This is a genomic window from Tropicimonas sp. IMCC34011, assembly GCF_003390865.1.
Classification (GTDB): domain Bacteria; phylum Pseudomonadota; class Alphaproteobacteria; order Rhodobacterales; family Rhodobacteraceae; genus Tropicimonas_B.
Map to the genome: position 1 here is coordinate 257288 of NZ_QMEJ01000003.1, position 23796 is coordinate 281083.

Here is a 23796-nt window from a genome sequence, read left to right on the forward strand (position 1 = left end):
CTGAGCCATGCCCGTGATCGATACGCCCCTTCTCTGGCTCGCCGTGACGGCGGTGCTGTCCTACCTCGCAGGCTCCGTGCCGTTCGGGGTCGTCATGGCGCGAGTGTTCGGGCTGGGGGACCTGCGCAAGGTCGGGTCCGGCAATACCGGCGCGACGAACGTGCTACGCACCGGGAACAAGGGCGCAGCGGCGCTCACGCTGCTGCTCGACGGGGCCAAGGGCGCGGCGGCGGTCCTAATCGCGCGAGCGCTGATGGGGGAGGACGGCGCCCAGGTCGCGGCCCTCTTTGCCTTCGCGGGGCACATCTGGTCGGTGCTGCAACGCTTCAACGGCGGGAAGGGCGTGGCGACGTTTCTCGGCGTGATGCTTGCCCTGGCATGGCCCGTCGGCCTCGCCTGCTGCGCGACGTGGCTCGTGGTGGCGGCGACGACGCGCTATTCCTCCCTCGCGGCGCTCGTCGCGGCGGCGCTTTCGGCGATCTACGTGCTGTTTCTCGACAACGGTGAGAGCGTGTGGCTTTCCATCGCGCTTACGATCTTGATTTACATTCGTCATGCGGCGAACATTTCGCGGCTGAAGCGCGGGACCGAACCGAAGATCGGTCAGAAAAGCGTTCCGCAGGCACCCCATGGCGAGCACATGAGCAAGGAAAGTGATCGACTATGATGAGCATGGAAGAGTCCGTCCGGACCTGTCTGGCGAAGTACATCGTCATCTCCGGCCGCGCGCGCCGGAGCGAGTACTGGTGGTTCGCCCTCTTCGTCTTCGCGGTGTCGATCGTGCTCAATCTCGTCGAGACCCTCGTTCTGCAGGGCCTGACCTTCGGCCTTCTGTCGCTCCTGTGGTCCCTGGCCGTGCTCCTGCCGGGCATCTGCGTCGGCGGGCGGCGTCTGCATGATCGGGACATGTCCGCCTGGTGGCTGCTGCTCGCACTGATCCCGGGGATCGGCGCGATCATCCTTCTGGTGCTGTTCTGCCTGCCCGGCACGAACGGGCCGAACCGCTTCGGGCCGGATCCGCTCGGCCGGACGCCGAGCGGCATGGCCGCCGCCTGACCCTCCGGACGGCGTGATCAGGTGAGGCTCACCCGCGCCGTCCCCGTCTCGATCCCGCGCCAGTTCGTCATCACCGGCGCCATGCGGCGCCTTGCGGCAGGGTCTGCTGCATCGAGGATCCCGTAACGCACGAGGAGAGCGGCGATCAGGGCCTCGGCGGCCCGCGTCGCTCCGTCCTTCACCTTCAGCGCGATGCCGAGGCGCTTCTCGGGAATGATCGCGACGAAGACGCCCTCGGCGCCGGTCTTGACCGCGGCGCGCCCCTTCGCGGCCTCCATCAGCTCGGTGCAGCAGCGCCCCTCACCGGCAACGAGGAGGGGATGCGCCATCATCGCATGGACGAGACGGGCCTGCGCCTCCGCCCGCGCGCCGCTCCCTACGCCGTCCGCGGCCGCGGCGAAGCCCGCCATGGCGCGGGCGATTCCCTCAAGCGAGGCGGCGAAGTTCGGCGCGGAGCAGCCGTCGATCCCGTAGCCGGGGCTGTCCTCCTCCGTGACCTCCTCGAAGGCCGCGCGCACCGCGCGCTGAACGGGATGATCCGGCTCGACATACTCGGTCCCGCCGCCGAGGCGCCGGTTCAGCGTGAGAAACCCGGCATGCTTGCCGGAGCAGTTGTTGTGCGTCTGATCCGGGCGGCCGTCCGAGCGGACGAGCGCGTTCGACGTTGCCCTGTCCTGCGGCCAGTGCGCGCCGCAGCGCATGTCCGCCTCGGCCAGCCCCTCGGCCCCGAGCCACTCGCGCACGAGCGACGTATGCGCCGGCGCGCCCTGGTGGCTGGCGCAGGCGAGGGCGAGGTGCCGCGCCTCGAGGCCCGCAGCCTCCGCCGCGCCGCTCTCGATCAGGGGCAGCGCCTGGATCATCTTTACCGAGGAGCGGGGCAGCACCGTGCGCGCGGGATCTCCCCACGCCTCGACGAGGCCGTCCCCGTGCCGCCAGACGGCGACGAGACCCTCGTGCACCGATTCGTCAAAGGGGCCGCGGGTCAGCGTGACCCGCGCCATGTTCTCAATTGTTCCGTCCAACATCACGATCCCGGCAGTTTTCCGCCGGATCATCTTTCGGAACCGGCCAATTCTGCGTTACAGTAACGCCATCGGGTTGCTTTCCCACCCGCTTTTCCGATGAGAGTCCACAAGGACCGCGAGGGGCGGACAGACATGAGGCAGAGACAGCTGGAGGCTGCAAGACCAATGACGTTTCGGATCGTATCCGGTGCGCTCGCCATGGCGGTCGCACTCGGCGCGGGCAATGCCACCGCTCAGGAATCTACAAACCGTGTCGCCGCGGAGACCGACTGGTCGGTGTTCGTGGAGGACAACCCAACCGAATGCTGGGGCGTCTCGGCGCCCAAGGAGACGGTGAACACGCGGGACGGTCAGGTCGTGGCCGTGCGCCGCGGGGACATCCTTCTCTTCGTCACGTTCCGGCCCGGTGCCGGCGACGGGGAGATCAGCTTCACGGGCGGATACCCGTTCGCCAACGGCTCCACCGTGACCATGGATATCGGCGGGACGGCATACGAGCTGTTCACCGAAGGGGAGTGGGCCTGGCCCGCATCAGCCGAGGACGATGCCGCGATCATGGCGTCGCTCCGCCGCGGCGCGGAAGCCGAGCTTACGGCGCGCTCCAGCCGCGGGACGCAGACGCAGGACACCTTCTCGCTGATGGGCTTCACGGCCGCGATGCAGGAAGCCGAAACCCGCTGCAACCAGTAGCGCCCGGCCCGGGGCGGGGCGCCTGATCGCCCCGTGATATCGCTGACATCGCCGCATCCCGTGCGGCTCGCGCGCCGATCCTCTTTGGACTCGGCGCGTCAAATCGTTTATGTAACCCGCTTCGCAACCGCCCTTCCGGGCCCATCCGGGGATGTGCCGCCATGACTGTCACCACGCCGATCACTCAGGACGTCCTGACCATCCCCCGCAAGGTCGAGGCCGGCGAACGACTGAACCTCGTCGGCCTGACGCGCGATGGCCTGCGGGAGGCGCTCATCGCCGCCGGCACCCCCGAGAAGCAGGCGAAGATGCGCACCGGCCAGCTCTGGCAGTGGATCTACCAGAAGGGCGTGCGGGACTTTGGCGAGATGACCAACCTCGCGAAGGCCTACCGTGCCGAGCTTGCCGAGCACTTCACCATCGAGATCCCTGAGATCGTCAGCCGCCAGGTCAGCTCCGACGGGACGCGGAAGTACCTCGTCCGCATCGCCGGGGGGCACGAGGTGGAGACGGTCTACATTCCCGAGGAGTCCCGCGGGACGCTCTGCATCTCCAGCCAGGTCGGATGCACGCTCACCTGTTCGTTCTGCCATACCGGCACCCAACGCCTCGTGCGCAACCTGACCCCCGGCGAGATCGTGGGGCAGATCATGCTGGCGCGGGACGATCTCGGCGAATGGCCGGAGCCCGGCCGTCAGCCGAAGGACGAGCAGCGGCTCCTCTCCAATATCGTTCTGATGGGTATGGGCGAGCCGCTCTACAATTTCGAGAACGTGCGGGACGCGATGAAGATCGCGATGGACGGCGAGGGCATCAGCCTCTCCCGCCGGCGCATCACGCTCTCCACCTCCGGCGTCGTTCCCGCCATCGCGCGGACGGCGGAGGAGATCGGCTGCCTTCTCGCCGTTTCCTTCCACGCGACGACGGACGAGGTGCGCGACACGCTCGTGCCGATCAACAAGAAGTGGAATATCGAGGAGCTGCTGGCGGCCCTGAAGGCCTATCCCAAGCTCTCGAACAGCGAGCGGATCACCTTCGAATACGTCATGCTCGACGGCGTGAACGACAGCGACGAGGATGCGCGGCGGCTCGTGAAGCTGATCGAGGGCATCCCGGCCAAGATCAACCTCATTCCGTTCAACCCGTGGCCCGGCGCGCCCTATGGCCGCTCGTCCAACAACCGGATCCGCGCCTTCGCCGACATCGTCTACAAGGCCGGATACGCCAGCCCGATCCGCACGCCGCGCGGGGAGGACATCATGGCCGCCTGCGGCCAGCTCAAGAGCGCGAGCGAGCGCGCGAAGCGGGCGCGGCCCGGCGCCGAGGCGGCGGCATCCTGAGGACCGGCTGCATGCGTGTTGCGCTGATCGTCGTCGCCCTTCTGGGCCTTGCCGGCATGGCTGCGGCGCAAGAGGATAGTGGCCGGGCAGACCGGCCCGTCCGCGTCGGCGTGACCGAGATGGCGCCCTACGCCACCCGGACGGGGGACGAGGCCTGGATGGGGCTCGCTCCCGAGATCTGGCGGCTGATCGCCGAGCGGGAGGGCGTGGCCTACGATCTCGTGCCGCTCGAGCCCTCCGAGATCGTCGGGGCCGTGGAGGCGGGCGACGTCGATCTAGCCATGCCGATCCCGGCCTCGCTGTCCGTGCTCGACCGGATCGACGTGTCCCTCCCGATCCATACAGCAAAACTTGGCCTTGCGACGCCGGAGCGCTCTTCGATCCTGCCCGTCGTGACGGGGTTGCTCTCCCTGGACTTCCTGCGCGTCGTACTTGCCCTCTCCGCGCTGCTTCTCGCCGTCGGCGCGGTTCTCTGGGCCATCGAGCGGCGCAAGAACGAGGAGATGTTCAGCCGCAGGCCGCTCCGGGGCCTCGGGGACGGGTTCTGGTGGGCCGGCGTGACGCTCACGACCATCGGTTACGGGGACAAGGCTCCGATCACCTTTACCGGGCGGGCCGTCGCGATGCTCTGGATGCTCGTCGGTCTTGCCGTGAGTTCCGCCCTGACGGCCACCATCGTGACGCTGGCCGATACCGGCGGCACGAACCTGTCCAAGAACCTTCCCGGCCGCACCATCGGCGTGATCGAAGGCAGCAACGCCGAGGCATTCCTCGAAGACCGCGTGGACGACCTGCGCCCCTACACCGACATGACCCTGATGCTGGAGGCGCTCGACGCGGGCGATATCGAGATCGCCGCCGGCGAGCGTCTGGGGCTGGAGGCGAGCATCGACGACGGCGGCTTCAGCTTCGACGTCCAGGCCACCGTGCTCGATCCGGTCATGATCGGCTTTGGAACGGCGAAGGGGTCCGACCTGTCCGGCGTGATCGACCGCGTTCTTCTCGAGACGATCAACGGGGAGGCCGGCTGGCGAACCCTGCACGGGTATGTCGCGACGGACGGAACCGGGCTTTTCTGACGGAGCGGCGGGACGGATCCCTCCGCACCGCCCATCCAGTGCACGCCCGCTTCACCCCTAAGGCCCCACAGGGCATCGCTCGGCCGGCGCACTCCACCGGCTGAGGCCGTATCGGTTCAGGTCCGACCGGGAACGTGGCTGCGCTTCGTGCCGGCGCCTTCCCATGTGTCCATCGCCTCGATCGCCTCTTCGGCCGTCTCCACGATGCGGAAGAGGTCGAGATCGGCCTCGGCGATGGTGCCTGCTTTCACCAGTGCGTCGAAGTTCACCACGCTTTCCCAGAACTCCCGACCGAACAGAAGGACGGGTACGCGCTTCATGCGGCCGGTCTGGATCAAGGTCAGCGTTTCGAAGGTCTCGTCCAGCGTGCCGAAGCCGCCGGGGAAGACCGCGATCGCCTTCGCGCGCATCAGGAAGTGCATCTTCCGGACGGCGAAGTAGTGGAAGTTGAAGCACAGCTCGGGGGAGACATAGGCGTTCGGCGCCTGCTCGTGCGGCAGCACGATGGACAGGCCGATGGACTTGCCGCCGGCCTCCTCGGCACCGCGGTTGCCCGCTTCCATGACGCCCGGCCCACCGCCGGTGCAGATCACCTCTTCGCGGCCGCCGGACTTCATCGAGCGCTCCGTCACCGCCTTCGCGAAGAGCCGCGCGACGCGATACCAGCGCGCCATGCCGGTTGCCTCGACCTCCTCATCCTCGCTTGCCGGGCGCGGAACGCGGGCGCCGCCGAAGAGCACGACGGTGCTTTCGACGCCCGCCTCGGTCATGGCAAGTTCCGGCTTCAGGAGCTCGAGCTGGAGCCGGACCGGGCGCAGATCGTCCCGGCAGAGGAACTCGTCGTCGGCGAATGCGAGCCGGTAGGCCGGCGCGCGGGTCTGCGGAGTATCCGGCACGCCACGGGAGGTCCGGATGTCCTCGCCGGCGTCGCGGAAGCCGCTCTGTCTGTCGTGGCGATCTGTCATGGTTCGTCCCCTGCACTGCTCCGGGAGGCGCGGGCTCGCGTTGCGCGCCCGGGAGGCAAGGTCTATAGCCTCCGCCGGACCGAGGCCAGAGGAGAGCGGAGCGATGGGACACGCAGATCTCGAACGGGCGATCGAGGCGGCATGGGATGCCCGCGCCGACATCACCCCCACCACGGGCGGCGAGACGCGGGAGGCCATCGAGGCCACGCTCGAAGCGCTGGATAACGGCAGCCTGCGGGTCGCCGAGCGCGGTGACGGTGGCGACTGGACGGTGAACCAGTGGGCCAAGAAGGCCGTGCTCCTCGGTTTCCGGATCCGCGACATGGAGCAGCAGCCCGGCGGCCCGCAAGGCGGCGGCTGGTGGGACAAGGTGGACAGCAAGTTCGCCGGCTGGGGCGAGAACCGCTGGCGCGACGCTGGCTTCCGCGCCGTTCCGAACGCCATCGTCCGCAAGTCCGCCTACATCGCCCCCGGCGTCGTGCTGATGCCCTCCTTCGTGAACCTCGGCGCCTATGTCGACGAGGGCACGATGGTTGACACGTGGGCCACGGTCGGGTCCTGCGCCCAGATCGGCAAGGGCGTTCACCTGTCCGGCGGCGTCGGCATCGGCGGCGTGCTCGAGCCGCTTCAGGCGGAGCCGACGATCATCGAGGACAACTGCTTCATCGGCGCCCGGTCCGAGGTCGTGGAGGGGGTGATCGTGCGCGAGGGCTCCGTGCTCGGCATGGGTGTCTATCTCGGCCAGTCCACCAAGATCTTCGATCGCGAGACGGGAGAAGTCTCCTATGGCGAGGTCCCGCCCTATTCCGTCGTCGTCTCCGGCTCCCTGCCCTCCAAGGGCGGCGTGAACCTTTATTGCGCGGTGATCGTGAAGCGCGTGGATGAGAAGACCCGCGCCAAGACCGGCATCAACGAACTCCTGCGGGACTGAGGAACGCTTGGGCAGGGCCGTCATCGCGCAGATCGTCTCCGGGCTCGGGAATCAGCTCCTCGAGTTCGGGACGGCCTATGCGGTCGCGAAGCGCCTGAGCGTGCCCCTCGATCTCGACCTGACCTGGCATGCGAAGAAGGAGCGTGCCGGCCAGACCGGCCGGGCGCAGGAACTGACCGCGCTCGTTCCGGAGAGCTTCTACCGCCGGACCCGCTATTACGCGCCGATCAACAAGCGGCTCGATCGGCTTCGCAAGGCGCTGACGGGCCGGGAGACGCGCTTCGGTCTGCCGATCTGGGATGCCAACCCCGCCGAGCTCGAGGAGGCCGACGCGATCGCGGCCCCCGTCTACGCGCGGCGCGTCTGCACCGACACCCGGATCATGGCGCCCTGCCTGCCGGAGCTGTTGCCTGCGATCCGGGAGCGTCTGTTCGCGGCCCGCACGGCGCCCCGGGAGAACCGGGCGTTCGTCCATGTCCGCCTCGGCGATTACCGGACGCCCGAGGTGGCCAAGGGGTTCGTTTCCCTAGGGCCCGACTGGTACGGCAGGGCGATGCGGGCCTACGAGGAGATCGCAGGCCCCACGCGGTGGGTGCTCTGTTCCGACGAGCCTCAGGACGCGCTGGACATGCTGCCGGACGGCTTCGACGTCACGGTCAGCCAGGCCACGGACACCCTCGGAGATCTCGCCGTGATGGCGGCCTCGCGAGGCGGCGTGACCGCCAATTCCACCTTCTCCCTCTGGGGCGGCCTCCTGAGCGAAGGGGGGCCGGTGGTGGCGCCCGAAGTCTGGCGCATCAAGACGCGGTCGCCGATCCTGCCGCCGGACTGGGTTCTCATCTGAGATGGCGACCCTCGCCGCCCCCCTCTACAACGGCGAACTCGACCTTCTCGCTCTGGGGCGCGCATCGCCGGTGCTGCCGGAACACTGGACGCTCCTGTGACTTGCACCCTCGTCTCTACCGCCCGATAGAAGGGCCGTCATAATTTCGGAAGGGCTCTCATGGCGAAGCGCGAGCAGCAGGTCTTCACGCTTCTTGTGGAGGTCGGACGCAAGTCCGGCGACGGACTTCCCGATGGCGCCACGGGGGCCGCGCTGATGTGCTTCGCCTCCGGCGTGGACGAAGCGGAGGCGGTGCGGGAGACCGTGGCGACCCTCAAGCAGGCCGATCTCGCCCCCCTCGACGTCTCCGGCTACGGAACGCTCGACGAGCGGCTGGCCGAGGGCCACGAGATCTCCGGCGAGGAGCGCGGGCTGATGGCGCGGGCGCTTGAAGAGAACGCTGTCATCGTCGCCCAGATGACGCCGTTCTTCGGCGACGAGGACTGACGCCTTGGCCTATCGCATGTTGTTGCTCAACGTCGCTCCGGATCGCTCGGACGGCGTCGAGGACGTGATCAAGGAGATCGAGCCGCGCACCTGGTGGCGTTCGGAGGCGCAGAACGGCGAGGACATCGTCCAGTATTACGTCGTGCTGCACGAAAGCCGCTCCCAGGTGCTTCAGGACAAGCTGTCCGAGGAGTTCGAGGAAGACCAGTTCCGGCTCGTGACCCTCGCGCTCGAGAGCGTCCTTCCGCAGATCGACAACGAGGAAGAGCAGGAGCGGCTCGAACAGACCGAGACCTCGAGCGCCCGTGCCGAGATCTACGACGACGTGCTGAACAACGCGCTCCTGACGTGGGATTTCCTCATCCTGACGGCCGCGGCCGCCTTCGTGGCCGCCATCGGACTGACGAGCGGACAGGTCGCGGTGGTCATCGGGGCGATGGTGATCGCGCCGCTTCTGGGACCGATCCTCGCCTTTGCCTTCGGGGCGGCGCTCGGCAACCGCCGGCTGCTCCTCATCAGCCTTCGGGCGCTGGGGGCCGGGCTCGGTGTCGCCGTCGCTGTGTCGGCGGCGATGGGGACGTTCCTGCCGCTTCAGATCGACGACTCCATGGTGAACTTCTCCGAACCCCTCGGGCTCTCCACCGCCGCGCTGCCGCTTGCCTCCGGGGTCGCCGCGGCGCTGATGGTGGTGCAGGGGCAGGCCTCCGCCCTCGTCGGCGTGATGGTCGCCGCAGCGCTCCTGCCGCCCATCGCGGCGATGGGGCTGCTCGTTGGATCGGGCGCATGGTACCAGGCGGGACGGGCGGCCGTGACGGTCATCGCCAATATCGTCGCCATCAACCTCGCGGCGCAGGCTGTCTTCATGTGGCGCGGCATCCGCCCGCATCGCTGGCTGTCGGATGATTCGAAGGCCGGCCAATCCCGGATCTGGATGCTCGGCGCCTGGGTGATCCTGCTGGGCGCCCTTCTGGGCGGGATCCTCTTCGTTGAAGGCAGCTTCGCCCAGGGGGGCGATGACGAGGGACAGGAGACCGCCGCGCCCGCCGATCCCGGCTGAGGCGCGGCGCGAGCTTGAGGCGGTTCCGCGAACGCGCTACGCCGCTCCCCATGAGCCAGAGTGTAGATCCCGTACGCCTCACCGCCGACCTCGTCCGGTGCCCCTCCGTCACGCCGGAGGAGGCCGGAACCTTCGCCATCCTGGTACCGATCCTCGAGGCCGCCGGCTTCGAGTGTCATCGCTGCGACAGGGGCGGCGTGCCGAACCTCTATGCCCGCAAGGGACCGAAGGGCGCGGCTCGGACGCTGGCCTTCGGTGGGCATGTGGACGTGGTCCCGGTCGGTGACGAAGCCGATTGGTCCGTCGATCCCTTCAGTGCCGAGATCCGGGACGGCGTGCTCTACGGTCGCGGGGCGACGGACATGAAATCCGGCGTCGCGGCCTTCGTCGCGGCAGCGGTGGAGGCGGGGCAGGACCTGCAGCCGGGCACCGCGCTGTCGCTTCTGATCACCGGGGACGAGGAGGGGCCGGGCCGGGACGGAACGCTCGCGATCCTCGACTGGATGGAGAAGGCGGGGGAACGCATGACCGCCTGCATCGTGGCCGAACCCTCCTGCCCAGAGATCATGGGCGAGATGATCAAGATCGGGCGCCGGGGCTCGCTCAACCTCGTGTTCACCGTGAAGGGCGTTCAGGGCCACGTCGCCTATCCGCACCGCGCGAAGAACCCGGTGGACGGCGCCGCCGAGCTTGCCCACCGCCTCGCAACGCTCAGGCTCGATGAAGGATCCGATCATTTCGATCCCTCGACGCTCGCCCTGACCGGCATCGACACCGGCAATCTGGCGACGAATGTCATTCCCGGTGCAACCACCGTCCGCGCCAATATCCGCTTCAACGATCTGCACAGCGGCGCCTCTCTCATCGAGAGGATGCGCGGGATCGGGGACGAGGTTGCGGAAGCCCACGGACTTCAGATCACGCTCGATGCGCGGATCTCGGGCGAATCGTTCTTCACGCCTCCGGGCGAGCTGTCGGACCTCGTGGCCCGCATCGTGGCCGACGAGACGAAAGTGATCCCCGTCCTGTCCACCGGTGGCGGCACCTCCGACGCGCGGTTCATCCGGGCGCATTGCCCGGTCGTCGAATTCGGCCTCGTGGGGCTGACCATGCACCAGACGGACGAGCGCGTCGAAATTCAGCAGATCGAGACCCTCGCGCGCGTCTTCACCCGTATTGCCAAGGAGTTCGTGTCATGAGTGTCGAGATCGTCGAAGCGACGGAGGCGGCGGATATCGATGCGTGTTTCGCGGTCCGTCACGAGGTGTTCATCGGTGAGCAGAAGGTGACCGTCGAGCAGGACAGGGACGGCCGGGACGGCGAGGCGATGCATTTCCTCGCACGTGAGGACGGGCGCCCGGTCGGTGCCATGCGGGTGCGGATCGTCGGGGATGCGGGCAAGCTGGAGCGGGTCTGCGTCCTGAAGGAGCGCCGCGGTACCGGCGCCGGCGCCGCGATGACCCGCGCTGCACTGGCTAAGCTCAGGAGCATGCCCGGTATCGTGCGGGTGATCCTCGGGGCGCAGGTTCCGGCGATCCCGTTTTACGAGCGGCTCGGCTTCACCGCGCACGGCGAGATCTACGATGATTCCGGCATCGCGCATCGGAGCATGGCGCTGGAGTTGTGAGCGCGCGTCCCCGCGTCGTCCTGATGCTCAAGGAGCCGCGGCCGGGCCGGGTCAAGACGCGCCTTGCGCGGGACATCGGGCGGATCGAGGCGGCGTGGTGGATGCGGCGGCAGATTGCCCGCGTGCTGCGGCGATTGTCCGATCCCCGTTGGGACCTCGAACTTGCCGTGGCGCCGGACGGGGCGCTCGCGTCTCGCGTCTTTCCGGCCCACCTGCCGCGCCGCCCTCAGGGGCGCGGCGATCTCGGCGTCCGCATGGCCCGGCTTCTGGCGGATGGGACAGGCCCCGTAATCGTCGTGGGCGCAGATATTCCGGCGCTGGACCGGCGCCACGTCGCGGAGGCGTTCCGGGTCATGCGTGCGGCGGATGTCGCGATCGGCCCGGCGAGCGATGGCGGCTACTGGCTGATCGGGCGGAGCGCCCGGCGACGGTTGCCGATCGGCGCGTTCGGCAAGGTCCGCTGGTCCACCTCCCACGCCCTGAAGGACACGCTTGATACGCTGGACGGGCGGCGGGTGGCGATGCTGGAGACGCTTCGAGACGTGGACACCGCGGACGATCTGAGGGCGCCGGGCGTCGCGGCCGGGCGAAGCGGATAGACGCTTTCTCCCGGCCGATGCTCTCGCGGCGCCGTCAGTTCAGGCGCAGGATCGCGACGTTCAGCGCGAAGGCGTAGGTCAGCCAGGCGAGATAGGGCAGGATCAGCGCACCGGCCAAGGTGTCATGCCGCCAGAAGGCGATGCAGGTGCAAAGTGCTGCGAGCCACAGAAGACCGATGACGACGGCGCCGGCGCCCATGCGGTGCGCGCCGAAGAAGACCGGCGTCCAGAGCGTGTTGAGCGCGATCTGGATCGCCCAGAAGCCTAACGCATGCGCCGTCCCCGGCATCACGGCGACGCGGGCCGCCGCCCAGGCGATGATCACGTAGAGGATCGGCCAGACGATGGGGAAGGCGAGGTTCGGCGGCGTCCAGGACGGCTTTGCCAGCTCCTGATACCACGTCCCCGGCTTGAAGATGGATCCGGTCGATCCGGCCGCGGCGCAGGCGAGGAGGAAGAGAAGAAAAACCGTCCAGGGCATCTAGTTGTCCGTATCCGAAGCTGCATCCTCGGGGTCCAGCGAGAGGAGGAAGGAGTAGACGTCCGCCGCCTCCTCTTCCTCACGCAGGCGGAAGGACATCTTGCTTCTCGCCCGGCCGTCACCCGTCACCTCGCGCAGGTAGCCCGTCGGGTCCTGAAGGTAAGGGATCATCTCGGCCGCGCCCCAGTGGAGACCGTGCTCTGCGCCGGCCTCGACGAGGGATGTGCCGTACTTGAAGCCCTCCCGCGTGCCGGCCTGGGCGTTCGCGATGCCATAGAGGTTGGGCCCGATCTTCCCGTTCCGCCCGGCGAGGGTCTCGCCCTCCGGGGTCTGGATCACGTGGCAGGAGACGCAGCGGCGCGCGAAGATCTTCTCTCCGGCAGCGGCATCGCCCTCCTCCTGCGCCCCCGCGATGCCGGCAGGCAGAAGAAGAAGGGTAGCGAGAAGGGGCAGGGACCGTGGCATGGGACTGGCTTTCCGTGACTGCGTGAGTGCTACAGATGTGCGCCCGGATCCCGGGGCGGGCAAGGCGGCGAGTTGTCCCGGCCCGGGGACGTCATGGATGCTCGCCGTGTCGGCTCATGCCCCTCCGCCGAGTGCCCTGATCTCTTCCACGAGAGAGGCGTCCAGTCTGACGCCCTCGGTCCGCGCCGCGCGGAGCCGTGCCAGCTCGCGATCCCCCGGAACCATGACCGGGCGGGACGGATCGCTCGCCGGCGTCTCGCGCAGAAGGGACGTCGCATCCCGCATCCGCTTCGCCAGCCAGTCGGTCGAGCCCAGCTTGCCCGTGTCGATCAGGATGAAGACATGTCCGATCTTCTGCTCCGCCTCGGGATGATCCACCCATGAGCTGACATGGGTCAGATAGGTCGCGCCGGACAGCACGCCGCAGAGCATGTCCACCGCAAGGGACAGGCCGTAGCCCTTGTGCCCGCCCATCGGTTGCAGGAAGCCCTTGAGAGCCTCGGCGGGGTCGCTGGTCGGGCGGCCGTCGCGGTCCGTCGCCCAGTCCTCGGGTATCGATTTGCCCTCCTTGAGCGCCGCGCGGATCTTGCCCCGTGCGGCGACGGAGATCGCCATGTCGATGAGGACCGGATCGCCGCCGGGATCGGGGAAGCCGAAGCCGATCGGGTTGTTGCCGAGCCGCGCCTCGGCCCCGCCGGTCGGCGCTATGGTGACGGAGGCGTTGGTCGCGATGATCGAGGCGAACCCCTGCTCAGCGGCGAGGAGGGAATAGGGCGCGATGGCGCCGAAGTGACTGGAGCCCTTGCAGAAGGTCGCGGCGATGCCGGTCTTGCGCGCGGCCTCCATGGTCAGTTCCAGCGCGGTGATGCCGGTGACGGGCCCGAGCCCGGCATGCCCGTCCACGCGGGCGAGGGCGGGGGCGAGGGTCTCGATCTCGGGTTCCGCAGCGGCGTCGATGCCGCCGAGGCTCATCCGCTCGCAGTAATTCACGACGCGCAGAAGGCCGTGGGTGTGGATGCCCATCATGTCGCCGAGGGCCAGGATCTGCGCGGTCACGCGGGCGCGGTCCGGTGCGACGCCCTGTGCCTCAAAGGCGCGGGAGGCGAGGGCGACGAGCTCCTCCTCTTTCAGGAGCGGTGCGGTTGCTTCGGTCATTCTTGTCTCCCGGACGGCGGCATGCCTTGTGTCCCGCTGGATACCAACACGGGGCATGTTCCCCAAGGGAAAAGACGAGGGGATGAATGACGGGCGCGAGCTTCGCCCCATGCGCGAAGGGTCGATGTGCCCGCCATTTCCATGACGCGCAGGGTGTGACATGTATCCGGCGTATGGTGGAACCGCCCCCGCACTCAGTCGTTGCGCGCGCGGGTGGTGAGCGAATTTCAGGGGCGCATTCAGTGATGGACAGGACCTATTGCGGCCCGCCGCCGCTTCCGGCTGAGCTCTGGACAAGCTGGAACCTCGATCCCTTCCTGCTGATCGCGCTCGCCGTCCTTACGATTGCCGTGCGGCGGGAGCCCGCCGGTCTCGCGGCGGTTGCCGTTCTGATCGTCGCCTTCGTTTCTCCCCTTTGCGCCCTCTCCGCTGCGCTCTTCTCCGCGCGGGTCGTGCATCATGTTCTCCTCGTCGCCGGGGCAGCGCCGCTTCTGGCCGTGGCGCTCGGCGGGCGGGCGCGGGGCGGGATCGCGATGCCCTTCGCAGTCTCGGCCCTCATCCTCTGGGCGTGGCACGCCCCCGCGGCCTACGACCTCGCCCTGTCCAACGTGGCGGTCTACTGGCTGATGCAGATCACGCTTCTCGGGAGCGCCGTCTGGTTCTGGCATTCGGTCATCGCGGCCGATGGCGCGCCGGTGGAGCGGCTGGTCTTCGTCATCGCATCCTTCGCCCAGATGGGGATGCTGGGTGCGGTCCTGACTTTCGCGCCCGATGCGCTCTACACGGCCCATGCCGTCGCGCCCTTCGACTGGGGCCTGTCCCCGCTGCGCGATCAGCAACTCGGCGGGCTCATCATGTGGGTGCCCGCGGGGCTGCCCTACGCCGCCACCGCGATCGTCCTGGCGCGGCAGAGCTGGGCCGGCCTGAGAGACAACCGCGCGTGGTAGACTGGGTCGTCAACCTCGTGCCGATCTTCAAGGCGCTGCACATCGCGGCCCTCTCGCTCTGGTGCGGGGGGCTTCTGGTCCTGCCGTTCATGCTGGCGCGCCACGATCCGAACATGCTGGCGGAGGATTACCGCATCATCCGCCGTGCGACGCATATCACCTACACGACCTTCGTGACCCCCGCCGCCGTGATCGCGGTGATCGCGGGGACGTGGCTGATCTTCATGCGGGAGGTCTTCGTTCCGTGGCTCTTCGCCAAGCTCGCCTTCGTCGCGCTGCTCGTCGTCGCCCATGCGTGGATCGGCTACATCCTCGTGCGCGTGGCCGAGGAGCCGGGGCACCACAAGCCGCCGCACCCGGTTCTGCCGGGCCTTGCCGTGGCGATCCCGGCCGTCGCGATCCTCTTCATCGTTCTCGCCAAGCCGGCCTTCGACTGGCTTACGTTCCCCGACTGGCTGCTCGAGCCGAGGGGCGGTCAGCTGCCCTTCGACGTGCCGAGCCGGTAATCGAAGACAAGTTTGCCACCATGCCATCCCGTGAATCCCACGACGCAGACGCACAGAGCCGACATGAGGATGCCGTAGGGCAGCACCGCGTCCTCGAAGCCGTAGAGCCTCAGGCCCCAGTTCGCGCCGAGGAGTGCGAGGAGCGTCACCGCGATGATGAAGTGGGTCCAGGCCGGTGCGCGGGCGCGGATGCCGGAGACGAGCAGCAGTTCCGCCGTTCCGGAAAAACCGGCGAGCATGCCGAACAGGAAGCCGGTTCCCGCAGCCCAGAGCGCGGCGCGGGCCCAGAACGCGTCTCCCGTCCACCAGTAGAGCATGTCCGCCCCGAGGGCGCAGAAGGTCAGCGCCACGGGGAACGCCACGCTCATCGCGTGGATCGGGTGTCCGAGCACCGCGATCCTGGATTCGGTCTGATCGAAGCCCGGCTGTTCGGCGATCGGGTCGATCAGTTCCTCATGCTCGTCGCGCGCTTGTTCGGTCGTGTCCGCCGCCATCTGAAACCCTTCCCTGCCCCGATTGTCGCCGCCCTAACGCTTACAGCGCTCGGCGGTTGCGAGGGAGTCCTCTCGACGGTTGACCCGGCGGGCCCCGCGGCCCGGACGATCGCGCAACTCTGGTGGGTGATGCTGGGTGGCGCGGCCCTGATCTTCGCTCTCGTGATGACGCTTCTTGTCCTGCCCTTCCTGCGCCGCGGCAGGGCGGGGAGCGATGGCAGCCGTGTCAGGATCTGGATCGTCGGGCTCGGGCTCGTCTTCCCGATGGTCGTCCTCGCCGCGCTTCTCGCCTACGGGCTGGTGGTGGGGGAGAGGCTGCTGCCGCGGGAAGCGGACGACGTCGTCCGCGTCGGGGCCGAGGGCCGCCTGTCCGCATGGACGTTCAGCTACGAGGATGCGCCGGGCCGCGCGACCGAGGGCGTCCTGCACATTCCCGCCCGGCGTCCTGTCGATGTGTCCATCACCACGGCGGACGTCATTCACAGCTTCTGGGTTCCGCGCCTTGCCGGCAAGCTCGACGCGATCCCGGGCTACGTCAACGTCCTGCGGATCGAGGCGGACGCGCCCGGCACCTACGAGGGCGTCAGCGCCGAATTCAGCGGCCCGGGCTACGACAGCTTCACCTTCGCCGTCACCGCGCATGACGCGGATGGCTGGGAGGCCTTCCTGAGAGGCGAGACCCAATGAACGCACTCCAGCGTCACCGCAGGCTGACCGAGATCTGGGCGTCCGACCCCGGCTTCCGCGGCTGGTTCTCAACCGTGAACCACACCGACCTCGGCCGCATGTTCCTCGCGACGGCATTCTTCTTCTTCATCGTGGGCGGCATCCTGTCGATGCTGATCCGGGCGCAGCTCGCGACGCCGCATTCGGCGTTCGCCGGGCCGGAGATCTACAATCAGATCTTCACCATGCACGGCACGATCATGATGTTCCTCTTCGCCATCCCGACGTTCGAGGGGCTGGCGATCTATTTGCTGCCCAAGATCCTCGGCACCCGCGATCTCGCCTTTCCGCGGCTCACCGCCTACGGGTTCTGGTGCTATGTCTTCGGCGGGACGATGCTGCTCGTCTCGATGCTGCTCGGCATCGCGCCGGACGGCGGGTGGTTCATGTATCCGCCGCTGTCGGGGCCGCTCTTCTCCCCCGGCATAAACACTGATTTCTGGCTGATCGGGATCACCTTCGTGGAGATCTCCGCAATCGCGGCCGCGGTGGAACTGACCGTCTCGATCCTGAAGTACCGCGCGCCCGGCATGTCTCTCGACAAGATGCCGATCTTCGCCTGGTATGCCCTCGTCACCGCCCTGATGATCCTGACGGGCTTCCCGCCCCTGATCCTCGGGTCCGTCCTGCTGGAGCTCGAGCGTGCCTTCGGCCTGCCGTTCTTCCAGGTCGACCTCGGCGGCGACAGTCTTCTGTGGCAGCACCTCTTCTGGCTCTTCGGGCATCCCGAGGTCTACATCATCTTCCTGCCGGCGGCCGGAGTGATCTCCACCGTCCTGCCGGTGATGTGCCGCACGACGCTTCTCGGCTACGGCTGGATCGTCGCGGCGGCGGTTGCGCTGGCATTCCTGTCCTTCGGGCTCTGGGTGCACCACATGTTCACGACCGGCATCCCGCATATGGGGCTGGCCTTCTTCTCAGCCGCGTCGACGCTGGTGGCCGTGCCGACGGGGGTGCAGATCTTCGCGTGGATCGGCACGATGTGGAAAGGCCGGCCGGAGCTGCATCTGCCGATGCTGCACATCCTCGGCTTCTTCTTCACCTTCGTCATCGGCGGGCTGACCGGCGTCATGGTCGCCGTCGTTCCGTTCGACTGGCAGGCCCACGACACCGCCTTCATCACCGCGCACCTGCATTACGTGCTCTTCGGGGGGTTCGTCTTCCCGATTTTCGCCGGCATCTACTACTGGCTGCCGCATTTCACCGGCCGAAAGCGCTTCTTCCGGCTCGGTGAGCTCGCCTTCGGACTGATCTTCGCGGGCTTCCACGTCACGTTCCTCGCCATGCACTGGGTGGGCCTTCTCGGGCAGCGGCGGCGCATTCCGACCTATGCGCCGGAGGACGGGTGGACGACGATCAACCTGATCTCCTCGGTCGGGAGTTTCGTTCTGACCATCGGCATCGCTGTGCTGCTGATCGACGTGATACTGCACGTCCTGACTGCCGTGCGGGGGCGGCGCAATCCGTGGAACGCGGGGACGCTGGAATGGGCGATGATGACTCCCGCGCCCGCCTACAACTTCGCGTCCCTGCCGCACGTGACGAGCCGGGAGCCGGTGGCCGAGGATCCAGAGCTTTGCGTCGCCCTGGCCAGGGGGCAGGGTTATCTCGGCGAGCCGCGGCATGGCTGGCGGGAGACGCTGACCGTCGACATCGCGAGCGGCACGCCGGATTACCACGTGATCTACCCGGCCAACACGCGCCTTCCGATCCTCATGTCCGCCGTGACGGGGGTGTTCTTCCTGTCGCTCCTGCTGAAGTTCTACTGGACGATCCCGGTTGCGATGATCGGCGTCGCGATCCTTGCCTGGAGATGGGTGTGGGGACTGGGCCTCAAGGAGGATATTCCGCCGCAGGGCATCGGGCGGGGGCAGGAGGTGCCGCATGCCGCGTCCGTTGCCCGCTCGCCGGGCTGGTGGGGGACCACGTTCCTGCTGACGGCCAACGCGACCTTCTTCGGCTCGCTTCTCTTCGGCTTCGCCTTCCTCTGGACCGTGGCACCCGGCTGGCCGCCGCCTGAATGGCTTGCGCCGTCGGCCCTTGAGCTCGGCATCGGCCTTGCCGGGATCGTGGCCGCGCCCATCGCCGCCCGCCTCGCGCGGAGAAGCCAAGCGCCGCTGCCGTTCCTCGCCATCGCTGGTGCCGGCATCCTCGCCATCGGGGCGGTCTGCGCCGCTCTGATGCTGCGCACGCCGGATCCCACGGGGCACGCCTATGGCGCGACGCTTCTCGTCCTCGGCGGCTACGGGCTTTTCCACGCGGCTCTCGCCGCGCTGATGGTCGCGTTCCTCGCCGCGCGGGTCCGTCGGGGCTTCGTCTCGCCCCTGCGGCGCGCCGAGCTTCCCATCGTCGGCCTCTGGATCGATTACCTCGCGACGATCGCCCTGCTGATCCTGCTCGCGGGGCATCTGCCGGGGCTGCTGTCGTGAGGGATATCATCCGCATCCTGATCTCGCCCCTTGTCTGGCTGGCGGCGTTCAGCGCGGTCTACGGCCTGCACGGTCTGATCTGCGGGCACGGGATCGACGGGGAGGCGTTCGGCCTGCCGCTCCCGCGGCTCCTCCTCGTGGCGGCCTATGCCGCTGCGATCCTCGTCCAGCTGCCGATCCTCTGGGCGCTCTACTCGCCCCGCTTCGCCTCTCCCTCGCCCTTCGTGCGGTTCGTGAGCCGGGCGACCGGGTGGGTCGGCCTCGTTGCCACGGTCTGGTCGCTGCTCCCCGTGGTGATGACGAGCTACTGCGGCTGAGGGCGGGCGCGGCTCACGTCCGCCCCTCGGGCCGCCGCAGGTTCAGGGCGGCCCCTGCGATGACGAGCGCGCCGCCCGCCGCAAAGACGAGGCCGGGGCGCTCGCCGAAGACGATCCAGCCGGCCGCCGTCGCGAAGAGCAGCGAGGCGTAGGAGACGGGCGACAGGACCGAGGCCCGGGCGGCCCGGTAGGCGCGCAGGAAACAGAGCTGTGCTATCTGCGCGAGAAGACCGATGGCGAGGATCGGCAGGTAGGACCCGGGCGCGACCGGCTCCCAGACGAGGAATGCAGGCCCGCCGGTAAAGAGGCAGAGGCCCGCGGTGTAGAACAGCATCATCACCATGGTATCCTCGTGGCGGAGGGCGCGGGTCTGGACCGTGGCCATGGCGCCGAAGAGGACGGCGAGCGCCGCCGCGCCGAGGCCGATCACCGGAACGGGCCCGAGGGCGGTCTGCCCCGGAGCCGCGATCAGTGCGACCCCGCAGAGCGCGAGCGCAAGGCCCGCCCATTGCCGCCGCGCGATGTCCTCCCCAAGGAGCAGCGCCGCAAGGATCATCGCGACGAAGGGCCGGGTGAACCCCACCGCGTTCACGAGCGCCAGCGGCAATTGCGTCAGGGCGTAGAAGGTCAGGCTGAGCGCGGCGGCGTTGCACGCCACCCGCCCGGCATTGCGCCACGGGGACGTCATCCGCCGCAGCTGTCCGCGCCTGACCCATACGAGCGGCAGGATCACCGCAAGACCGATGAGCGCCCGCAGGAACACCAGTTGCAGGGCAGGGAGGGACTGGCCCTGCAGCTTCACCAGTACGTTCACGCCTGTCACCAGCGCCATGTCGGTCAGGAGCCAGGCGATGCCGATGGCAGGGTCGTTCCGATCGGTGGCGGGGGACGGCTTGTCCGGCACCTAGCGCTCTGGCCGGACGATATTGGCCAGCAGGCGGAACGCGCCGGGGACCATGCGATCGAGCTGGTGATGGAGCACGAGAGAGACGTGCGTGTGCCGGCCCTTGCCGATCGCCGCCGAGACGAGAGCGCCGGTGAGCGGCGCCTCCCCGGCGTCGGACATCGACAGAAGCGGGCTGTAGGCCTCGTCCCATTCGGCGGCGAAGTAGAGACCGCGTTCCTTTTCCCAGCCGGCCCAGTCCTCCTCGCCGATCGTGTTGGGCGTGGTGAGGATTGGGTGCGCTGGCTCGAGGACGGTGACCTCCGCCGCTTCGTCCGTGACGCGCCAGCGCAGGGAGGGCGTTCCGATCTTCAGGCGCTTCGGCGGCACCGTTTCGGGATCCCAGCCCTGATCGGGGCGCTGATAGAGGGTCACGAGCGTACCACCTTCGCGGACGAAGGCATGAATCGCGGGCAGGTGCGCGAGGACGTCCGGCCGGGAGGCGAGGGCGACGACACCGATGACGAGCGTGGTGTAGGCCGAGAGATCGGTGTCCTCCCCGATCCGGTCGAGATCGTGGACCTCGAGGCCCATGCGGCGCATCCACAGGTCCGTCCGGTCGCTGCCGCCGCCGATCCAGCCGATCTTCGCGCCCTCGGGCAGGTCCAGATCGAGGCTAAGGACGCGCAGGGCCGCCTCTTCGCGGTAGGTGAAGGCGCCGGTATGCGCATGACGCGAGACCGTTCCGCGCATGGCGGGGCGGCCGTTCGTCCGGGGGGCGATGCGGACAAGGCCCGCGGCGGGATCGGCTGGGGGCGTCAGTTCACCCTGGCCCTCGTTCAGATCGAGGGACCAGCCGTCCGGCAGCTCTGTCTCCTCCGCGGACACATCGCCCCGATACCGGAAGCGAAGCGGCCGGGGAGGGCTGCCGCGGAGGTGGAGAAAGTCCGCAGGCTCAGCGTCGAATGGAGCGGCGGGAGCGACGATCAGGGGCTCTTCGGGATCGAGGGGCATGGCCACGGGCCTGCCGGCGAGCGTGGTGCTCAGGCGCATGTGGATCGCGCCGTTGCCCCCCAAGGCGGACCAGGTCTCGGTGAACTGGGGGCTGAACGAGGCGTCCTCGCTGGCGGTCAGCTCGAAGGTCGGCACGTCGCCGGACCCTGCCGCGGCATGGACATCCTCCGGCGTGACCATTGTGGCGGTCAGGTCGGAGGCGTCCGTCAGCGGATCGGCGGTCCGGAGGGTCAGAGTCGCGCGGCCTCCCGGCGACAGGACCGGGCTCGATGCGGTGAGGCGGGGCTCGATGCCGGAGGCCTCGATCATGGCGACCTGAAGTTCCCTCCGCTTTGCGGCGAGGCGATGGCCGTGGGACGAGACGGCGCCGAGATCGTCCGCAATCGCCGCCTCCGCGCCTTCGAGGGCGGCATCCGCTTCGGCAAGCGCCTCCAGGATCGCGGTCCGGTCCGGGAAGGCGAGCATCGCGGCATCGATGGCGGCCGAGGCGGCCTCCAGTTCGGCCGCGGCGGCGGGCAGAAGCTGCGCCAGATCGCCGAGCGTGGCGGGCAGGTCATCGATGATCCGGGTCTCGGCCCCGCCGGTCTTCAGGTGCAGCGGCCACTCCATCTGCGGGTCGTCTTGCCAGCGGCCCATCCCCTGCGAGGCATGACGCAGGCGGGACCATTCGCCAATCCGGGCGAAATCCGCCCCGCTGGCGGCGTCGCGACCGCTTGCGCGCTCGATCAGGGTGGCCTCGGGGGGCGGGACCTCGTCGTCATAGGTTCCGCCGCCACCGGGCCAGGCGGGCAGGTAGTACTTGGAGACGGACCAGGCGGTCAGGCCTTCCTCCATGTGATGCGGATAGGCGGAGGGGTCCGCCGCGCGGGACAGGGCGGTTTCGGCGGCGCGGGTCATGGCGCGGTGGTGGCCGTGTTGGCCCGGCACGTCGAGGAAGGTCGGCACGACGATGTCGGGGCGCTCGCGGCGATAGGCCCGCACGAGCCGCTCGACGATGCGGTCCTCGCCCCAGCGCGAGAAGGTGTCGTCCCCGTCCTTGGAGAAGCCGAAATCGTGCACCGGATCCTCCGGGCCGAAGCCGAGCCACGCGATGTCGCAGTCGAGCACTCGCGCCGCTTCCTCCATCTCCCGCGTACGCAGCAGGCCGAGCGCGCCGCCCCGTTCCGGGCCGAGCACGTTCTGACCGCCTTCGCCGCGGGTCGAGCAGGCAACGACGACCCTCATCCCCATCCCGAAGCGCAGCCAGGCCAGAAGGCCGCTCTGCTCGTCATCGGGATGCGCGCCGGTGTTCATCATCGTGAGGACGGATCCGAGGCGGGACAGGGCGCGGTGCAGGCGCAGAAGGGCGGGGGACGCCTCGTCGCGCTCAAGGCGCTCTTGCGGTGTCATGGGGTGGCTCCCTTGGAGATGGTCTCTTGCAGCTCGGACAGTTCGAGCCGCGGTGTGATGGCGTCGTGCATGGGCAGGGCCGCGGCGCCGATGGCCGCGGTCAGAAGCCCGCTCTGCCCGCGGATCACCGGCGGGACGACGCGGTCGCTGCGGCGCGCCACGCTCGGACCGAAGCTCAGCCGGTCGATGATCGCATCGAGGCAGGCCGTGGGCAGTCCGCCCGAGAGGATGATGGTCTCGGGGTCGAGCACGTTCTCGAGAATGGAAATCATGGGGGAGAGATGCGCTGCGGCATCCTCCAGCCACGCCGCGACCACCGGGTCGCCCTCGGGGTCGAGGCTGCCCAGGTCTTCGGCGGGAAGCGAGCGGCCGGCATCCGCAAGACGCTCCCGGAGGGCGTGGAGAGAGGCGTAGCGCTCGAGGCAGCCATTCTGGCCGCAGGGGCAGGGCCGGCCGCCGGGGGCGACGACAATATGGCCGATCTCGCCGGCATTGCCGAACGCGCCGCGCATGGGGCGCCCTTCCGAGATCAGTCCGAGGCCGATGCCGGTGCCGAAATACACGACGCAGAATTCCCTCATGTCCCGTCCGACGCCGAGGAGGGTTTCTCCCACCGCCGCCGCGTTGGCGTCGTTCTCGACGACCACCGGAACACCGAGGCGCTCGCGCAGGTCCGCGGCGACGTCGATGCCGGCCCAGCCGGGCAGCGTGGTCGGGCCGACGCCCGAGAAGCCCTCGATCTCGAACGGGCCCGGCATCACGAGGCCGAGGCCCATGAGGCGGCCTGGGTGGGCCGGCCGCAACCGCTCGACCAGCGCGCCTATGGCCGGAAGGAGAGCGTCCGGCCCGCTTTCCTCGATCGGGGTCACGTCCTGGTAAAGCAGTGTTCCCGCGAGATCGACCACGGTGGTGACCATCCGCGTGACGGCAAGTTCGACGCCGATGGTGAAGGCGCCGGCGGGGTTGATCTCATATTCGTGCGGCGGCTGACCGCGGCCGCGGCCCTCGCGGCGGCGCCCGGCCGTGACGATGAGGTCCGCCGCGATAAGGTCCTCGATGATGTTGGTGACGGCCTGCGGGGTCAGCTGGGTGAGCTCGGCGAGCTCCCTCCGCCCGGTGCGGCCGTGGGTGCGCAACAGGTCGAGCACGACGCGGCGGTTATGCTCGCGGCTGCGATTCGGGTTCTTCCCCCGTGCCGTTCGGCGCGGCGTCTCGGCAGGTGTCACCATCGACAATTTCCCTTTTTTACGGGCGTTCGTGACGGGTCAGGGCGCCAGAGTGAAGGGCCTGC

26 protein-coding genes are annotated in these 23796 nt (G+C 68.7%); 17 read left to right on the forward strand and 9 right to left on the reverse strand.

The features are described from left to right. The first annotated feature begins 7 nt into the window (after positions 1-7). Positions 8-667 (forward strand): glycerol-3-phosphate 1-O-acyltransferase PlsY, encoded by a 660-nt coding sequence (gene plsY, locus DQG15_RS10675; RefSeq protein WP_116085130.1) that lies wholly within the window; start codon positions 8-10, stop codon positions 665-667. Beyond that, a complete protein-coding gene (locus DQG15_RS10680) occupies positions 667-1056 on the forward strand; it encodes a DUF805 domain-containing protein (RefSeq protein WP_116085585.1) in 390 nt (129 codons plus the stop codon). The genes plsY and DQG15_RS10680 overlap by 1 nt, the downstream gene beginning before the upstream one ends. Before the next feature lie 17 nt (positions 1057-1073). Here DQG15_RS10680 and DQG15_RS10685 read toward each other — a convergent pair whose 3' ends face one another. After that, complete coding sequence (locus DQG15_RS10685) at positions 1074-2057, reverse strand: asparaginase (protein WP_116085132.1); 984 nt, start codon at positions 2055-2057, stop codon at positions 1074-1076. Positions 2058-2246: 189 nt separating this feature from the next. Between DQG15_RS10685 and DQG15_RS10690 the strand changes: the two genes are divergently transcribed. The 3 genes from DQG15_RS10690 (at position 2247) to DQG15_RS10700 (ending at position 5190) form a co-directional block, all read left to right on the forward strand. Then, a complete protein-coding gene (locus DQG15_RS10690; RefSeq protein ID WP_116085133.1) occupies positions 2247-2771 on the forward strand; it encodes an invasion associated locus B family protein in 525 nt (174 codons plus the stop codon). A 161-nt stretch (positions 2772-2932) separates the two neighbouring features. Continuing rightward, positions 2933-4111: a 23S rRNA (adenine(2503)-C(2))-methyltransferase RlmN gene (gene rlmN, locus DQG15_RS10695; protein ID WP_116085135.1), complete on the forward strand. Its 1179-nt coding sequence runs from the start codon at positions 2933-2935 to the stop codon at positions 4109-4111. A gap of 11 nt (positions 4112-4122) precedes the next feature. Continuing rightward, positions 4123-5190, forward strand: coding sequence for a transporter substrate-binding domain-containing protein (locus tag DQG15_RS10700; RefSeq protein WP_116085137.1), 1068 nt, complete (start codon positions 4123-4125; stop codon positions 5188-5190). A 116-nt stretch (positions 5191-5306) separates the two neighbouring features. Here the strand turns inward: DQG15_RS10700 and DQG15_RS10705 are convergent, their stop codons facing one another. Next, positions 5307-6155, reverse strand: coding sequence for an LOG family protein (locus DQG15_RS10705; RefSeq protein ID WP_116085138.1), 849 nt, complete (start codon positions 6153-6155; stop codon positions 5307-5309). A 103-nt stretch (positions 6156-6258) separates the two neighbouring features. On the opposite strand from DQG15_RS10705, the gene dapD reads away from it, so the two are divergent. From dapD to DQG15_RS10740, 7 genes are all read left to right on the forward strand, one after another. Then, positions 6259-7086: a 2,3,4,5-tetrahydropyridine-2,6-dicarboxylate N-succinyltransferase gene (gene dapD / locus DQG15_RS10710; protein ID WP_116085140.1), complete on the forward strand. Its 828-nt coding sequence runs from the start codon at positions 6259-6261 to the stop codon at positions 7084-7086. 7 nt (positions 7087-7093) lie between these two features. Further along, on the forward strand, positions 7094-7930 hold the full coding sequence (locus DQG15_RS10715; RefSeq protein WP_116085141.1) for a hypothetical protein: 837 nt from the start codon (positions 7094-7096) through the stop codon (positions 7928-7930). A 159-nt stretch (positions 7931-8089) separates the two neighbouring features. After that, positions 8090-8416, forward strand: a complete 327-nt coding sequence (locus DQG15_RS10720) for a hypothetical protein (RefSeq protein ID WP_116085143.1) — start codon at positions 8090-8092, stop codon at positions 8414-8416. 4 nt (positions 8417-8420) lie between these two features. Then, on the forward strand, positions 8421-9473 hold the full coding sequence (locus DQG15_RS10725) for a TIGR00341 family protein (protein ID WP_116085144.1): 1053 nt from the start codon (positions 8421-8423) through the stop codon (positions 9471-9473). A gap of 50 nt (positions 9474-9523) precedes the next feature. After that, positions 9524-10672 carry a succinyl-diaminopimelate desuccinylase gene (gene dapE, locus DQG15_RS10730; protein WP_116085146.1) on the forward strand — a complete coding sequence of 383 codons (1149 nt, stop codon included), beginning with the start codon at positions 9524-9526 and terminating at the stop codon, positions 10670-10672. Continuing rightward, entirely contained in the window at positions 10669-11100 is a 432-nt protein-coding gene (locus tag DQG15_RS10735) for a GNAT family N-acetyltransferase (protein WP_116085147.1), read from the forward strand. Before dapE ends, DQG15_RS10735 begins: the two co-directional genes overlap by 4 nt. A gap of 23 nt (positions 11101-11123) precedes the next feature. Beyond that, positions 11124-11699: a TIGR04282 family arsenosugar biosynthesis glycosyltransferase gene (locus DQG15_RS10740; protein ID WP_116085586.1), complete on the forward strand. Its 576-nt coding sequence runs from the start codon at positions 11124-11126 to the stop codon at positions 11697-11699. Positions 11700-11733: 34 nt separating this feature from the next. Here the strand turns inward: DQG15_RS10740 and DQG15_RS10745 are convergent, their stop codons facing one another. From DQG15_RS10745 to DQG15_RS10755, 3 genes are all read right to left on the reverse strand, one after another. Continuing rightward, on the reverse strand, positions 11734-12180 hold the full coding sequence (locus tag DQG15_RS10745; RefSeq protein ID WP_116085149.1) for a TspO/MBR family protein: 447 nt from the start codon (positions 12178-12180) through the stop codon (positions 11734-11736). Then, positions 12181-12645, reverse strand: a complete 465-nt coding sequence (locus DQG15_RS10750) for a cytochrome c family protein (protein WP_116085150.1) — start codon at positions 12643-12645, stop codon at positions 12181-12183. A 114-nt stretch (positions 12646-12759) separates the two neighbouring features. After that, positions 12760-13800 (reverse strand): Ldh family oxidoreductase, encoded by a 1041-nt coding sequence (locus DQG15_RS10755; RefSeq protein ID WP_116085152.1) that lies wholly within the window; start codon positions 13798-13800, stop codon positions 12760-12762. Between the two features lie 245 nt (positions 13801-14045). Between DQG15_RS10755 and DQG15_RS10760 the strand changes: the two genes are divergently transcribed. Together DQG15_RS10760 and DQG15_RS10765 are read left to right on the forward strand one after the other, a co-directional pair. Then, complete coding sequence (locus tag DQG15_RS10760; protein ID WP_116085154.1) at positions 14046-14747, forward strand: cytochrome c oxidase assembly protein; 702 nt, start codon at positions 14046-14048, stop codon at positions 14745-14747. Next, complete coding sequence (locus tag DQG15_RS10765) at positions 14741-15253, forward strand: CopD family protein (RefSeq protein ID WP_116085155.1); 513 nt, start codon at positions 14741-14743, stop codon at positions 15251-15253. Before DQG15_RS10760 ends, DQG15_RS10765 begins: the two co-directional genes overlap by 7 nt. On the opposite strand, the gene DQG15_RS10770 is transcribed toward DQG15_RS10765, so the two are convergent. Next, positions 15223-15747 carry a DUF2231 domain-containing protein gene (locus DQG15_RS10770; protein WP_116085588.1) on the reverse strand — a complete coding sequence of 175 codons (525 nt, stop codon included), beginning with the start codon at positions 15745-15747 and terminating at the stop codon, positions 15223-15225. The genes DQG15_RS10765 and DQG15_RS10770 overlap by 31 nt on opposite strands. A 129-nt stretch (positions 15748-15876) precedes the next feature. Between DQG15_RS10770 and DQG15_RS10775 the strand changes: the two genes are divergently transcribed. From DQG15_RS10775 to DQG15_RS10785, 3 genes are read left to right on the forward strand one after another with little or no spacing between them, the layout of a single operon-like run. Beyond that, positions 15877-16434: a cytochrome c oxidase subunit II gene (locus DQG15_RS10775; protein ID WP_232830801.1), complete on the forward strand. Its 558-nt coding sequence runs from the start codon at positions 15877-15879 to the stop codon at positions 16432-16434. Further along, a complete protein-coding gene (ctaD, locus tag DQG15_RS10780; RefSeq protein WP_116085157.1) occupies positions 16431-18902 on the forward strand; it encodes a cytochrome c oxidase subunit I in 2472 nt (823 codons plus the stop codon). Before DQG15_RS10775 ends, ctaD begins: the two co-directional genes overlap by 4 nt. Further along, positions 18899-19219: a hypothetical protein gene (locus tag DQG15_RS10785; RefSeq protein ID WP_116085159.1), complete on the forward strand. Its 321-nt coding sequence runs from the start codon at positions 18899-18901 to the stop codon at positions 19217-19219. Before ctaD ends, DQG15_RS10785 begins: the two co-directional genes overlap by 4 nt. 13 nt (positions 19220-19232) lie before the next feature. Here DQG15_RS10785 and DQG15_RS10790 read toward each other — a convergent pair whose 3' ends face one another. From DQG15_RS10790 to DQG15_RS10800, 3 genes are read right to left on the reverse strand one after another with little or no spacing between them, the layout of a single operon-like run. Continuing rightward, positions 19233-20123, reverse strand: a complete 891-nt coding sequence (locus DQG15_RS10790; protein ID WP_232830802.1) for a DMT family transporter — start codon at positions 20121-20123, stop codon at positions 19233-19235. Beyond that, the gene (locus tag DQG15_RS10795) at positions 20124-22505 is read right to left on the reverse strand and encodes a PIG-L family deacetylase (protein ID WP_116085160.1); all 2382 of its coding nucleotides are present in this window, start codon (positions 22503-22505) and stop codon (positions 20124-20126) included. Next, positions 22502-23734, reverse strand: coding sequence for an ROK family transcriptional regulator (locus DQG15_RS10800; protein ID WP_116085162.1), 1233 nt, complete (start codon positions 23732-23734; stop codon positions 22502-22504). Before DQG15_RS10800 ends, DQG15_RS10795 begins: the two co-directional genes overlap by 4 nt. Positions 23735-23796 lie beyond the last annotated feature (62 nt).